This is a genomic window from Terriglobia bacterium, assembly GCA_036496425.1.
In the GTDB taxonomy this organism is placed as follows: Bacteria; Acidobacteriota; Terriglobia; order 20CM-2-55-15; family 20CM-2-55-15; genus 20CM-2-55-15.
The window spans coordinates 1-13,368 of record DASXLG010000172.1; the positions used below are offsets into that span (position 1 = coordinate 1).

At 56.0% G+C, this 13,368-nt stretch carries 12 protein-coding genes; 6 read left to right on the forward strand and 6 right to left on the reverse strand.

All coding sequences use genetic code 11. The annotated features are described in order from the left end of the window. The coding region (locus VGK48_11895; protein HEY2381871.1) for a DNA-3-methyladenine glycosylase at positions 1-222 on the forward strand (222 nt) is incomplete at its 5' end. On the opposite strand, the gene VGK48_11900 is transcribed toward VGK48_11895, so the two are convergent. From VGK48_11900 to VGK48_11910, 3 genes are read right to left on the reverse strand one after another with little or no spacing between them, the layout of a single operon-like run. After that, the gene (locus VGK48_11900) at positions 219-713 is read right to left on the reverse strand and encodes a peroxiredoxin family protein (protein ID HEY2381872.1); all 495 of its coding nucleotides are present in this window, start codon (positions 711-713) and stop codon (positions 219-221) included. The two genes, VGK48_11895 and VGK48_11900, sit on opposite strands and share 4 nt — an antisense overlap. 3 nt (positions 714-716) lie before the next feature. Beyond that, entirely contained in the window at positions 717-2,102 is a 1,386-nt protein-coding gene (locus tag VGK48_11905; protein HEY2381873.1) for a hypothetical protein, read from the reverse strand. Further along, positions 2,092-4,428 (reverse strand): adenylate/guanylate cyclase domain-containing protein, encoded by a 2,337-nt coding sequence (locus tag VGK48_11910; GenBank protein HEY2381874.1) that lies wholly within the window; start codon positions 4,426-4,428, stop codon positions 2,092-2,094. Before VGK48_11910 ends, VGK48_11905 begins: the two co-directional genes overlap by 11 nt. 81 nt (positions 4,429-4,509) lie before the next feature. Between VGK48_11910 and uvrC the strand changes: the two genes are divergently transcribed. The 4 genes from uvrC (at position 4,510) to VGK48_11930 (ending at position 7,972) form a co-directional block, all read left to right on the forward strand. Further along, a complete protein-coding gene (uvrC, locus tag VGK48_11915) occupies positions 4,510-6,312 on the forward strand; it encodes an excinuclease ABC subunit UvrC (GenBank protein HEY2381875.1) in 1,803 nt (600 codons plus the stop codon). A 146-nt stretch (positions 6,313-6,458) separates the two neighbouring features. Beyond that, a complete protein-coding gene (locus VGK48_11920; GenBank protein HEY2381876.1) occupies positions 6,459-6,797 on the forward strand; it encodes a YtxH domain-containing protein in 339 nt (112 codons plus the stop codon). 9 nt (positions 6,798-6,806) lie between these two features. After that, positions 6,807-7,286 carry a hypothetical protein gene (locus VGK48_11925; protein ID HEY2381877.1) on the forward strand — a complete coding sequence of 160 codons (480 nt, stop codon included), beginning with the start codon at positions 6,807-6,809 and terminating at the stop codon, positions 7,284-7,286. Positions 7,287-7,303: 17 nt separating this feature from the next. After that, complete coding sequence (locus tag VGK48_11930; GenBank protein ID HEY2381878.1) at positions 7,304-7,972, forward strand: LON peptidase substrate-binding domain-containing protein; 669 nt, start codon at positions 7,304-7,306, stop codon at positions 7,970-7,972. A 15-nt stretch (positions 7,973-7,987) separates the two neighbouring features. Here the strand turns inward: VGK48_11930 and VGK48_11935 are convergent, their stop codons facing one another. Together VGK48_11935 and VGK48_11940 are read right to left on the reverse strand one after the other, a co-directional pair. Then, positions 7,988-10,375 carry a TonB-dependent receptor gene (locus tag VGK48_11935; GenBank protein ID HEY2381879.1) on the reverse strand — a complete coding sequence of 796 codons (2,388 nt, stop codon included), beginning with the start codon at positions 10,373-10,375 and terminating at the stop codon, positions 7,988-7,990. Positions 10,376-10,449: 74 nt separating this feature from the next. Next, the gene (locus VGK48_11940; GenBank protein HEY2381880.1) at positions 10,450-11,496 is read right to left on the reverse strand and encodes a M23 family metallopeptidase; all 1,047 of its coding nucleotides are present in this window, start codon (positions 11,494-11,496) and stop codon (positions 10,450-10,452) included. Positions 11,497-11,548: 52 nt separating this feature from the next. Here VGK48_11940 and VGK48_11945 point away from each other — a divergent pair, with 52 nt between their 5' ends. Then, a complete protein-coding gene (locus VGK48_11945) occupies positions 11,549-12,259 on the forward strand; it encodes a YIP1 family protein (protein ID HEY2381881.1) in 711 nt (236 codons plus the stop codon). A gap of 10 nt (positions 12,260-12,269) precedes the next feature. On the opposite strand, the gene VGK48_11950 is transcribed toward VGK48_11945, so the two are convergent. Beyond that, positions 12,270-13,368: sigma-54 dependent transcriptional regulator (locus VGK48_11950; GenBank protein ID HEY2381882.1), on the reverse strand; the 1,099-nt coding region annotated here is incomplete at its 5' end.

Sequence of the window (13,368 nt, forward strand, 5' to 3'; positions counted from 1 at the left end):
CCCGGAAAATTATGCATGGCGATGTCGATCGATAAGGCGCTAAATCGGGCGGATCTGCTGGGCAAGACCCTCTGGCTCGAGGATCGTGGTCTCTTTTCGGGGGCTATTCAGGTAAGCCCGCGCGTCGGAGTCGATTACGCCGGCGAATATAAAGACAAACCCTGGCGATTCTTTGAAGATGGCAACCCGCACGTATCGCGCGTTCGATTCAGACGCGGCTAAACCGTAACCAGCAGGGCGCCGAGAATATCTTCGACGGGCGGACGCTCGTTCTGATTCGGGCTGATGGCGATCCAGGAGAGTTTTCCCTCCTTGTTTACCACGAACGTGGCCGGATGCGCGATGTTGTAGGCGTCCATGCCGATGCGGTGATAAACCCCATAAGCTCGTGTCACGCTGCGGGTTTCATCAAACAGGATGGGAAACGGGTAGTGATGCTGGTCTACGTAGTTCTTTCCGCGGAATAATCCGTCGATTTTTTGTGCCGCGATGACGACAAGGCGGGCGTCCCGTTTTTTGAACTCATCGTAGGATGACTCCAACTGAGCCATTTGCCGCCGGCAGTTGGGTCACCAGGTACCGCGGATGAAGACGATCGCAAGGGGTTTCCCGCGATAGTCAGAAAGCCCCACGGACCTGCCATCGGCGGTTGGCAAGGTGAAATCGGGAGCCACATTGCCAACGTGTAGAGTTTCTGAATCAGGCCGCAGCATCCTTTAAGAGCCGCCGGGATGGACGAGAGGCGCGCTCGAACTCGCCGGCTGCGACGCCGGGGAAGCCACGATCGGAGCGGTTACTGCGACGGTCAACGCTGCAGCACTGGTTGCGGCCGTTGCCGTTACGCTTGCTACGGTCGATATCGACGAAGTGGTCGCACCGGTTGCCGCTCCAGTAGCACCTCCTGCGGCTCCTCCCCCGGCGGCACCTCCGCCCGCTCCACCACCTGCTCCACCCGCGCCGCCGCCACCTCCACCCGCTCCTATGACCGGTTGGGCAATTGCGGCGAGTAACGCGACAACAGGAGTGAAGCCGACGCCCCGGATGGCCGTGACTCGCTGGCCGTTTCGAATGGTGACGCTTCGCGAAGTTACAACTTCGGTGATCTGCTCGATGCCCTCGTTGAGTGAATGCGTGCTTTGAGTGTTGTTAGGCACGTCTTGCGTACCCTCGGTACCCCGGATGGCAGCGACAGCAGTCGGGGTTAGGAGCGTCGTCTGGGTTCCCGTCACACGCTGTATGCTGAACCAGAGATTTCCGATCGCCTGCGTGACTCTCCTGCTCACGGTGGCCGCCTGCATCTGCTGCTGGATCTGGACCGTCGTGCCTTCGGACAGTCTCAAGTGGCTCGTGTCCGGCGGATTAAACAGGACGTCGGCTCTCCCGTTCAGAGTTCGTACGAAGTCGCCGCTGGCCAGACCAATGCCCACAGCGGCCCGGGCATAGTTGTTGGGTGTGGCCCGGCGCGCGACGCGCACGTCGCCTTGCATCAGATCGATGGATGCGATTTGTGGTCCGCCGAGCGGTCCCTGGGGCTCCGGCGAAATGGGGTCTGCCAGTGCCGTGGCGAGCCGCACCGTGGGAATAAGGGCTGCAACCACAATCTGGCCCGGCATGATGTGATTCGCCGCGCCGTTTTTCTGGAGTTCGATTACGGTAAAGTTGCCGCTACGGCTCTGGACGCGATCCTCGGTTTGCGGCGTCGCCGTTACGATTCCCGATAAAGCAGCATCGCCGGGGCTCGGATGGATGTCCAACTGGGGCGTGACAATCTCCACAGCGGTCTGTGGCGGAAAATTGAAGGCGATCGTGCCGCTCTTTATCACCAGTTTCAGTGGATTCTGGTGAATGACTTCCACTTCCGTCAATTCTCCAATTTCCACGCGGCCGTTTGCGACGCGGAGCACGCCGCCGCTGTCTTTGTCCGTGCGGAGCGAGTCGCCCTCGAAGACGGAAGTGTCATTGGAGAGTTGCCGGCCGGACCGTTCGACCTTTCCCCTGAGAATGATGTCACCGACGACCGTGGCTCTGGCTTGAACAGATGCAGCCGCAGAGATCAGAAAAAGAACAGTGAGTGCGAGCCTGTAAGCAAAATTATTTTTCATCAAACTTGTACACGGGATCGAAGTGTGCCTCATCACCTGCATATTCGGTGCGGTATTTTGCAATTCGAGTCCTCATCAATCGCGAAGGCCCGTCTCCCGGGCTGAGCGTCAAAACATGCTCAAACGCCATATCGGCATTTTTGAAATCGCCTTTACGGTAAAGACCCAACGCGTGTTCATACATCGCTGCAATTTCTTCCTGTTCCGGCGTGGCCAGTATCTGGCCGGATCCCAGCCGGCGTTCGTCGTGCCGGCGCTCTCCATGCCACAACATCACCAGAGCTTTCTTGATCTTGTTGCCGGCTGTCAGCGGTCCGCGGCGGTCCGCTGAGCGCCTTTCGAACTCCAGGCGCTTGAGTCCCATCGGTTCGTATATCGTAACGGCCTGGGATTTGCCCTTTACCTGGATCGTATCGAGCTGGCGGCACAATACCATATCCTGAACCGCCTGGAACGTCGTATCGGAAATGAGGATCGTGGTGCCGTAATACTTGTTCAACGATTCGAGCCGCGACCCCAGATTCACATTGTCGCCCATAACCGTGTAGCTCAGCCGGTTTTCCGCGCCCATGTTCCCGACTACCATCGGGCCGGTATTCAAGCCGATTCCGATTTCGAACTTTGCGCCTCCAGGCAAAACGAGGACGCCACGCAGGTCCTCAACCCCTTTGATCATTTCGAGCGCGGTGACGACTCCGCGGACGGCATGATCTTTGACTTCCAGCGGATGGCCCCAGAAACACATGACGGCATCGCCGATCAGCTTGTCCAAAGTGCCTTTGTGCGTGAAGATCAGGCCGACCATTTTGTCGAAGTATTTATTGAGGAAGTTCACGACCTCGGTCGGCGCCATCTTCTCGGAGAAGCTGGTGAAGCTCCGGATGTCGGAGAACAGCACGGTCAGTTCGCGCTTTTCTCCACCGAGTTTTAACGTATCCGGGTCGGCAATCGCCTGCTCGATAACATTCGGATCGAGATAGTACTGGAAGGCGGATTTGGTCCGCTTCTTCTCGCGTTCTTCGGTGAAGTACTTATAGGAAATCAGGCTTGCGCTGGTGACGACAAGCGACAAGCCCGGATAGATGAAGCTGAGGACCCAGTGCCATCGAAGAAATGTCCAGTAGTTCACGCCAGTGAAAGCGGCGAGAAATATACCTACAAGAAGGACGCTGCGGCTGGCATTAAGTCTGGGAAGATAGGCGCCCGCGATCAAACCAAAAAGGAGGATGATCGCCAGATCGATGACTTTAGCGAATTTGTCGCGATAGAGATACCGTCCGTGAAGGACGTTATCTATGAAATTGGCATGGAGTTCGACGCCTGGAAGAACTGTGTCGAATGGTGTTGCCACTACGTCGTTCAAGCCGACTGTCGGAGCTCCAATCAAGACTATTTTGTTTTTGAAGACCTCTGGTGCGACAATTCCTTCCATCACATCGATCATCGAGACTGTTTGATAGGTTCCGTGAGGTCCGCTGTAATCAAGCATCACGCGGCCGAAGTCATCCGTCGGGACCGTGTAGTTGGCCACCTGAATATCCTGAATGTGCCCGTTGTCCTGGTAATTGATCAAAATCGACGATGGGGAGTTCAGGTACTGCCGCAGCATCTGGAGGTCGAGTGAAGGGTAAAGCCGGCCGCCGTACTCCACGATTTGCGGCTGATAGCGCAGACGGCCTTCAGCGTCGGGATGGAAATTGGCAAAACCAAACGAAACCGCTGCCGCCGTCAATTCCGGGAGGTTCTTCTTGACGGTTTCGGCCAGATAAAAATTAGTATCAGGAGCGCCGCCGGGGCGGGGATTCTCGACAGCGAAAATCTGTTTCCCATCCGCGAACAGTTTTTGCATGCCCGCATCGAGTTCCGCTGTGGGCCGCTTCGGACCTTGCGCGGTTTTCAGGTTCAGGATCAAACCCAGTACCACCGAGTTCGCCGAACGAATGGCATCCGCAAATTTGGTATCGTTTGAAAGGTCGCTGACGTCCACATCGTCGAACGCGATATCAAAGCCGATCACCTTGGGTTTGCTCTCGGCGAGTTTTGTGATCAGTGTCGCAAAGTTGCTGCGCTGAAAGACGCGAGCGGAACCCAGTTTGTCCAGGGTCTTGTCGTCGAGACCAACAATAACGACGTCATTTCCGCCGGGCCTGGGCCCGCGGGCATGAAATTTCGCGTCCAGCCAACGCATGTCGAGGCTGGTCAAGAAACCCGAATCATTCAGGTCGAGCCGATTTACTGCCAGCCATGCAAACGCAATGGTCAACACCAATGCCAATAGTGCGGGTATACGTTTCTTCAGAGATGCGGAGAGAATGCTGTTGGCCATCGAATTTGTTGAAAGGCGGCAGGTTACGTTAAAGGCGGCGTTCGGTCAAGGTTGTTATACTTTGAGTTGTCCAGCACAGCCATGAACCCTACCCTCGAAGCCAAGCTGAAGCAGATCCCTCCTGGGCCTGGCGTGTATCTATACAAGGACGCCTCCGGGCAGACAATATACGTCGGCAAGGCCAAATCCTTGCGGAACCGGGTGCGGACCTACTTCCAGTTATCGGCGGATTTCGACGAGCGGAAGGACCAGATGATGGATTCGATCGAGGATCTCGAATTCATCATGACGGATACCGAAGGCGAAGCGCTCGCCCTCGAAAACAACCTGATCAAGCAGCACAAACCGAAGTACAACATCCTTCTGCGAGACGATAAGACCTATCCCTACATAAAGTTAACGATAAACGAGGTCTATCCCCGGACCATGATCACCCGGCGGGTGCGAAAGGATGGCGCGGCCTACTTCGGCCCTTTTTTCCCGGCCGGCCTTGCCCGCAAGTCGCTGAAGCTGATCGAAAGGTACTTTCTTATCCGCAACTGCAACATTCAAATCGACGGCAAGCGTCCCCGGCCGTGCCTGCAGTACTACATTCATCGCTGCCTGGGGCCGTGCGTGGACGGTCTGACGACCTATGACCAATACCAGGAGGCGGTCAAGGACGTTCGACTGTTCCTGGAGGGCCGCAATAACGACCTGATCAAGCGGCTCGAGGTGAGGATGCAGGAAGCATCCGCCAATGAGCAGTACGAGGTGGCGGCTCACTATCGGGACGCGATCGAAACGATGGAAACGCTCGCGGAACGCCAGAAAATGGCGGTCATGGGTTATGACGATATCGACATTTTCGGATACCACCACGAAGAGAACATGGTCGCCGTTTCCGTCTTCCACATGCGTGGCGGCCGCGTCGTCGATAAGCGCGAGCTGTTCTGGGAAGATCAGGAGAATTTTGTTCCCGGCGAGTTCTTTGGGTCGGTTTTGAAGCAGTATTACGTGGATGCGCCCTTTATTCCCGTCGAGATCCATGTTCCTGCCGACTTCGAAGATCACGATTTGCTGGAGCAGTGGCTCTCGGAAAGACGAGGGAGAAAAGTCGAAATCCGAACGCCTCAACGGGGCGCCAAGCGGGAGTTGATGGATCTTGTTCACCGCAACGCCCAGCTTTCTTTCCTGCAGCGGTTTCGTGCTTCGATGCCGTCGTCGGCCACGATTTCGAACGAGGTCGAAGAGGCGCTGGATCTCCAGAAACCACCGCGCCGTATCGAGTGTTTCGATATTTCCAACCTGCAGGGCAGCGACATTGTGGCTTCAATGGTCGTCTGGGAGGAGGGGCGCATGAAGAAGTCGGATTACCGGCGATTCATCATCCGTTCGGTTTCCGGATTGCCCGACGATTTTCAAAGCATGAGGGAAGTGGTGACTCGCCGGTACAAGCGGATTCAGGAGGAAGGCTCGGCAATGCCGGATCTGGTTTTAATCGACGGCGGTATCGGGCAGTTGCATGCCGCTCAATCCGCACTGGACGAGTTGAATATAGTGGATCAGCCGCTGGCAAGCATCGCGAAAAGAGAGGAGATCATCTATATCGCCGGGCGCGAGGACGAGCCGATCATCCTGGAACGCCGTTCGGCGGTACTGCGCCTTATCCAGCAGATTCGTGATGAAAGCCATCGCTTTGCTATCACTTTTCATCGCGAGCGCCGCGGCCGCCGGACGCTGACATCGGAGTTGTCGGCAATCGAAGGAATCGGTTTGAAAACGACGCAGAAGCTGCTCAGCCACTTCGGGTCGGTGGCAAAGATCCGCGAAGCCACGGTCGACGATTTGAAGGACATCGTGACACGTCCCCAGGCCGAAGCGGTGTGGAGACACTTTCATTAGTTCTTTCTATTGGAAATTCGAGATTGGAAGTTGGAAATTGGAAATCTTCGGTACCGCAGATTTTCAATCTCCAACCTCCAATTTCGAATTTCCAATAGAAATGTATCCCTATGCTACTATGGGCCCGTATACCGAGGAGACTGACTATGAGCGAAAATAACAATGGCACGAGCGACAAGTTCCTGTTTTTCATGGCAGGTGCGGGGATTGGCGCTGTCCTTGCGCTGCTGTTAGCGCCCAAGTCCGGGCGCGAAACCCGCGAGCTCATCACGCGTACGGCAACGGACAGCCGCGATTTCGTTACCAACAAGGTAACGGAGGGGCGGAATATGGTCGAAGAGAAGGGCCGGAGGATCGGCGACGACTTCACCAGCTTTCTGGACAAGAGCAAAGAGGCGGTCCAACGCCAAAAAGAGCAATTGAGTGCTGCGTTCGAAGCCGGTAAGCAGGCTTACCGCGACGAGAAGGGACTCCCGAACGAGTAGGAGGACGGATTGGACACCCTGCTGACATTTTTCGTAGCTGTAACGGCCATCGCTTTCGTAGTTCAAGCCTTTTGCATGGTTTCAATCATGCTCAACTTCAAGCGGCTCTCGGGCCGTCTCGAACGGTTCATGACCGAGGTGAAAGAGCTGATGGTCCCGGTGCGGACCATCTCTGAAAATCTCCGTGTCGCTTCCGGCAACCTGGTCGATATCGGACTGTCCGCGCGGGATCAGTTTCGTCGCGTCGAGGCGATGGTTACCACGACCGGCGAAGCCCTGGCCGTCCAACTCGAGCGATTTGATCGCGTCAGTCAGAACGTGATTGACCGCATCAATGAGACGACGGAAATCCTTCAGGAATCCGTTGTTCGACCCGCCCGGGAAGTGGCCGCTCTGGCGAAGGGGCTCACGGGTTTCGGCTCCTTCTTTTTTAAAAGAGGCCGCAGCACCGTCGATCAAGCGCGTCAGGACGAAGAGTTATTCATCTAGGGCATAGCCTTTAAGTAATGGAGATAGCCCTCTTCCCCCTGCCGAATCTCGTGCTGTTCCCGAACATCGTCGTCCCGCTTCACATATTCGAAGAGCGCTACAAATCGATGATCAACGGCTGCATCGATCGCGATGAAGCGTTCGGCCTGGTTCTTTTCCGTGCCGGCGCCGAAGCTGAAAACGAGCAATCGATTCATCGCGTCGGCGTGAGCGCGCGCGTGGTCGAGGTGGAACGCCTTCAGGAAGGCCGCCTGAATATTCTCTGCGAAGGCGAGTCCAGATTCCGCATTCATCGCTTTACACAGCAGGTACCGTTCTGGAAGGGGGCAGTCGACTTCTTCGACGATGATCAGATCCGGTCCACCGAGTCGCTCTACGACCAGGTTGCGGAATTGTATCGGGGTGTGGCCGCACTCAGCGCGAAACTCAGTGGTTCCGAAGCGGCCGAACTTGCTCTTCCCGAGTCCGCGACGGATTTGTCTTTTATGGTCAGCTATGTCCTCGACATCGAATCCGAAGAAAAACAGAAGCTGCTCGAAATGACTTCAACTGCGGAACGCCTCCGGATGCTGATTGCGTACCTCACCGAGACGCTGCAAAAACTGGAGCAACATCAAACCCGCAAAGACGCCACCGAAAAAGTCCGGGGGAATGGGGACCTCGGCAAGCCTCACAAAGGGAACTGACGCCAGAGGCCTGCTTCACTTTTTCAATATTCGAACTCTCGCTGTGAAGTGCCGCCCCGACGAATCGGCCAATGACATGAAGGTCGGCGAATTGACGTTATTGTCCACAAATCGCGGGTTGAATCGATTGAACAGGTTGGTCGCGCCAATACGGAAGGCCATTCGCTTCCCGTTGGCAAACGGGATGGTGATTTCCTTTTCGATGCCGGCATTCGTGACGAAAAACGACGGCAGCTGCTGACTGTTGTAGCCGTTCACAACGTGGTTGAGATCATCGACCTCCGTGAATGGAAAACCGGAACGCGCTTCAACTGAAAACGACACCATCAAGTGGGTCGGCAGCGGAAAGTAGCCCCAGCCTACCAGACGATGCCGCGCATCCCATCCCACAGGCACTTCGCCGAAAGATTCAACCGCGGGATCCGGAAAATCAATCGAAAGCGACGGCCGCGACCTGGCGTTGGAATACGTGTACGAGCCCAGCAGGTGCAGGTTGGTTTTGATCGGCCTGTCGATGCCGATTTCGACCGCCCGGTAATCGGATGCGCCGGAATTATTGAAGATCATATCGAAGCCGCCGGCGTTCGGTTGCGCGGCCAGCCGGACCTGGTCCCGGCCGTTGCGCTGGATGTACTCGATGCGTGAAACCCATCGTGGCGCCCATTCGTTTTCCCATTCGACATTCCACTGGACGTCCGCAGGATTACGCAGTCCAGGGCTGACAAGAACAGATGTCGCCGACGGAGCCGGAGTGGGGACTCCGTTGGTGTAACTTGTGGTCAGCCTCCGTTGCAGGTTCGGCAGTTCGAGATTCAGGAGCGCGAGGTTGTCGTAAAACAGGCCAACGCCGCCGCTCAGCTTCGATCGCGGTGTTCCGAACGGCAGGAATGAAAATGCCGCGCGCGGTCCCACATTGTTTCGTCCTGTAACGCGCTCGCGGTCATACCTCAGGCCGACTTCAGTCTGGAATTTGCTGTTGAAGACCACCCGATCCTGCATGAATGCGCCGTATTCCTGATTGTGTACGTCGGTAAAATTCGCTCCACTGAACATCACGGTTTGCTGGATATTGCCGTCGGCGTCCAGAAGCGTGAACGGACGCCGGTCCAGCTGCAGACTCGAATCCACCCAATCGAACTCCCCTCCTGCTTTCAAGCGGTGGGTGATGCCCCCGGTTTGCTTGTCCCAGGCCACGGTCTGGGCACCGTGAAGGCGTTCGGAACGAGTGCGCTGATCCTGGAAATAGTTACCCGACCATATTTGTGGCTGTGCCTCAAGAGGCTGAGTTCCTTTTGCGAGGTCGCTGTCGCGGCCGCGCGTGAGCTGGATGGTAGTTTCGAACAATTTGCCGGCAACGACGTGCCTGTTCGAAACGCCCAGTGTGAAGCCGCGGCGATGGAAATTGGTCGTGGCGTCCTCCGGGCGGATCACACTGAGCCCCTCATTGCTGTTATAGGCGCCATTGTGAAGAAATTCCATCGTCAGCACATGCGATTCTTTAAGATTCCACTGAAACTTCAACAGCTGGTCGACCGCGGTTTGAGTCATTCGCATGTCTGCCGCGCGAACGTCATTCAGGTAGCTGTTGTTGTAGCGCAGAGTGCCGGAGTACATGAACCACAGTTTGTGCTGCAGCAGCGGTCCGGAAACCAGAAGGCGCGGCGAAAAGTCCGAGAGCGATTTCACGCGGAAATCCCACCCTGGAATAAAGTCCGTTGCATTGAAGCGGTATTTATCTCCGATGAACTGGCTGTGTACATTGACCACTCCGCCGGAAGCTTTCCCGAATTCTGCGGAATAGTTCGAAAGGTTCAAGTCCACGCTCTCGATGGAATCGATGGGAATATTCGAGCCCAGTCCGCCCGCAGCGGAGTCGGTCAGGTACAGACCGTCCATTTGATATCGAACCTGGTCCGGCCGCGATCCGTTGATGTGAAGGTCGTTATTGTTGTCGCGTATGACCCCGGGCATCAGCGCGACGGCGCTCAGGAAATTCTGCCGCCCGGTGTATGGAATACTTTGAATTATTTCGTTGGTGACGACCTCCTGCGGTGACACAGAATCCACATTGATGGGTTCGGGCCGCGCGACGACGTCTACTTCCTGCGTCACCTTTTCCGCGGCAGCCAGCGTGAACTCGACGGTTTTGCTGGACTCCAGTCTGACTTCGCTCGAGGTTTCGAAAAAGCCCTGCAGTTGTACCTTGATGATATAGGTTCCAAATGTAAGGCGGTCGAACCGGAAGGTGCCGTCCGGCGTCGTATCGGCAACCCAAGTCTTCTGCTGGGTGGGTTCCTCGAGCCGCACATGAGCCCCGGGTACCGGCTTCGCATTGGTGTCGAACACGACCCCCGTCAGTGAAAGGGTGTCGGTCTGCGCCGACAAAGAAGGAAGAAACCACAAGAAGCACAGGAGGCACCAGAAAAGTCGAATAGTCCCTGTGCTTCTTGTGGTTCCTTCCCCTTTGTCCGGCATGGCTAAGGCTGCACGAATTCCCCCCGTGGAAGCACTCCGAGTTGCCGCGCCACAGGGAACCGGCCATAGGCCTGGGTCTTCCAATTCTCAAATACTGCAGGAATTCCGTCACCCTGAGCAGCGTCGGCATTGTTCATAACGTGAAAGTGAAGGTGGGGTTCAGGAGAATCGCCGGAATTTCCAACCTCGCCAAGGACATCGCCCGCCTTGACATGAGCACCTTTCTTGACGGCGATGGTAAAGGGTTTGAGGTGCGCATAGTAACCGAATTGATTATTGCCGTGATCGATAATGACGACGTTTCCGCTGGGCGTCGTCAGATTGGTCGTTTCGCCGGGAACATTCTCCGCGACATCGCTGCGCACCATGACGATTGTTCCATCCTGGGCGGCAAGAACCTTCCTTCCGTACGCGTAATAGTCGGCGTTGCTCTTGCCATCCCGCTGGTAGCTCTTGCCATTCGCTCCTATTTGCAGAAAATCGTAGGCATAAGCCTCGGCCAGAAATCTCTTGTGCGCGTCGAGGTAGCTGTGTTCGGCTGCCACGTACCACGTTCCGTCGAAAGGCAATCTTCCCGAGAATGCGGCGGCCCGCCGGAGCTGGACGGAAGTTTTTTTTGAGGTTTCTGTGCCTCCTGATTTGTAGTCCGCTTCGATCAGGAGATTTTCGCCCACAAACCCCTTCGGGAAATCCATGAAGACATCGGAGATCGCTTTCCGCTCCGCCGCGGCCAGAATCAACGTCTGTTTGGCAGTCGGTTCGATCCGCCTTCGATCGATGGCGCTATCGAACAGATCCATCAAAGCAGGGCCGGAGTACTGGCCCGAGAAGAGAACTCCCCGGGAGTTCACCATATCGAACCGGACCCATTGGATCTCCATCGGCGCCTTGGACTGATTCTCAAGAACAACATGAAAGAACGTCCGCTCCATCGGAACGATGTTGCCCGCCAATGACTCCACGTACACTGCATCGGGCCGGACAGCAATGTCGAGATCCTGCGCAAAAGCAGGCACAGCGAGGAAGAGACTCAATAGCAAGGCGCGCATTGTGACTTGAAGGCTAAGACAAAGAAGTGTAAAAAAGCAACGGGGAGTGGATATGCAAACAATCAGACTGTTGTTCAAGGTCTTGTGGTCCCCTGCAGAATCGATGTTTCTTCTTTCGAAGAAACCGAGAGTGCTGGTTCCCATGTTGTTTTTGTGTGCGTTTTCGTTTGTTGCGGGAACCGTCATGGTGATGAAGGTGGATATGGCGGAGTTGACGATCCGGGCCCTCGAACGTTCACCCCAGGGCGCAACCCTTTCCGACCAGCAGAAAGACTTGATGCGTCAGCAGATGAATTCGCCGGTGCTGAAAAGCTTTACATTTGTTTCCACAGCTATCGGTCCGCTCCTGATCGTTTTTTGCGTGACAGCGATTTATTTCGTGCTTTTCACAATTGCCGGGCGGGAGGGCGGCTTCAAGAGCTTTCTGTCCATCACCACATTTGCATTTATCCCGTTGGCCGTCCGGCAGGCGGCAGGCGTGTTCAGCGTTTTTTTAATCCCTCCTTCCTCTTTGATGCTGGACGAGCTTGGCAGCCTGAGTCCCGCTGTCTTCCTCGATCGTGACAGGCTGTCGCCCGTCGTCTTCGCAGCCGTGAATATGATCGATTTGGTAACCATCTGGATCCTGATCCTGTTGGTTATCGGATACGGTTTTGTTGCCAGAAAGAGCCTGTCGAAGGGCGCACGCGCGGCCTGTGTCATCGGTGTTTTCCTGGCCTATGCCGCCTTCCGGCTGGCGTTTGCTGCTTTTCGCGGGATCTGAAACGGTTTGATCAATCGGCCTGGATGCCGTAATCCAGAAGCTTTTTGTAGAGGCTTTTGCGGGAGATTCCCAGCATGTGCGCGGCAAGGCTCTTATTGCCCTTGCTTTTAGCGATGGCATTGATGATGAGCTGGCGCTCCGCTTCCTTCAGAGTGTAAACGTGATCGCCCAGGGCGTCCGTACTCGCCGGGGAGCTGCTTTCCAGAATGCGTTCAGGCAAGTCCGAAAGGTGAACGACGGCGGACTTGCTGTAAGCAAGCAGCATTTCCACCAGATTCTCCAGTTCACGGACATTTCCCGGCCATGAATACTTTATCAGCGCATCCATCGCCGCGGGTTCGATGCTGGTTACCGTTTTGTTATAACCCTTCTCGTGCTTCCGGAAGAAATGCTCGACCAGAAGCGGGACGTCCTCCGCCCGCTCGCGCAGCGGCGGTATGTGAATCGTGATGACGCTCAGCCGGTAGTAGAGATCTTTGCGGACGGCGCCCGAATCCAGCGACTCACGAACCGGTTTGTTCGTCGCCGCGATGACGCGGACATCGATCGGGATTTCGTGGGTGTCGCCCAGGCGCCGGATCGTTCGTTCCTGAAGCACCCGCATCAGTTTCACCTGCAGCTCCGGCGACATTTCCATGACTTCATCAAGAAACATGGTTCCGCCGTTCGCAGCGCAGAAGAGCCCCTCGGAGTCTCCGATTGCGCCCGTGAACGCGCCTTTTTTGTATCCGAACAGCTCGCTTTCGATCAGGTCCTTCGGCAAGGCGCCGCAATTGACCGCGACGAACGGCGCATCATGTTTGAAAGTATTGTAGTGAATGCCGCGCGCGACCAGTTCCTTCCCTGTTCCGCTCTCGCCGGTAATCAGGACGGTGGCGCGGTTACCGCATGCCGCGGACATCTTGTCTTGAATTGTCTGCATCAGCGAACCCTTGCCGATGACGTTCTCGAAGCTGTATTTCCCCTGCAGTTCGGCGGTCAGGCGGTCGACTTTTTCTTCGAGTTGCTTCTTTTCAATGGCGCGCTGGATCAGAAGATTCAGCTCTTCATGGTCGAGAGGCTTCTGGATGTAATGCGAGGCGCCGAGTTGCATGGCTTCGACGGCGGTT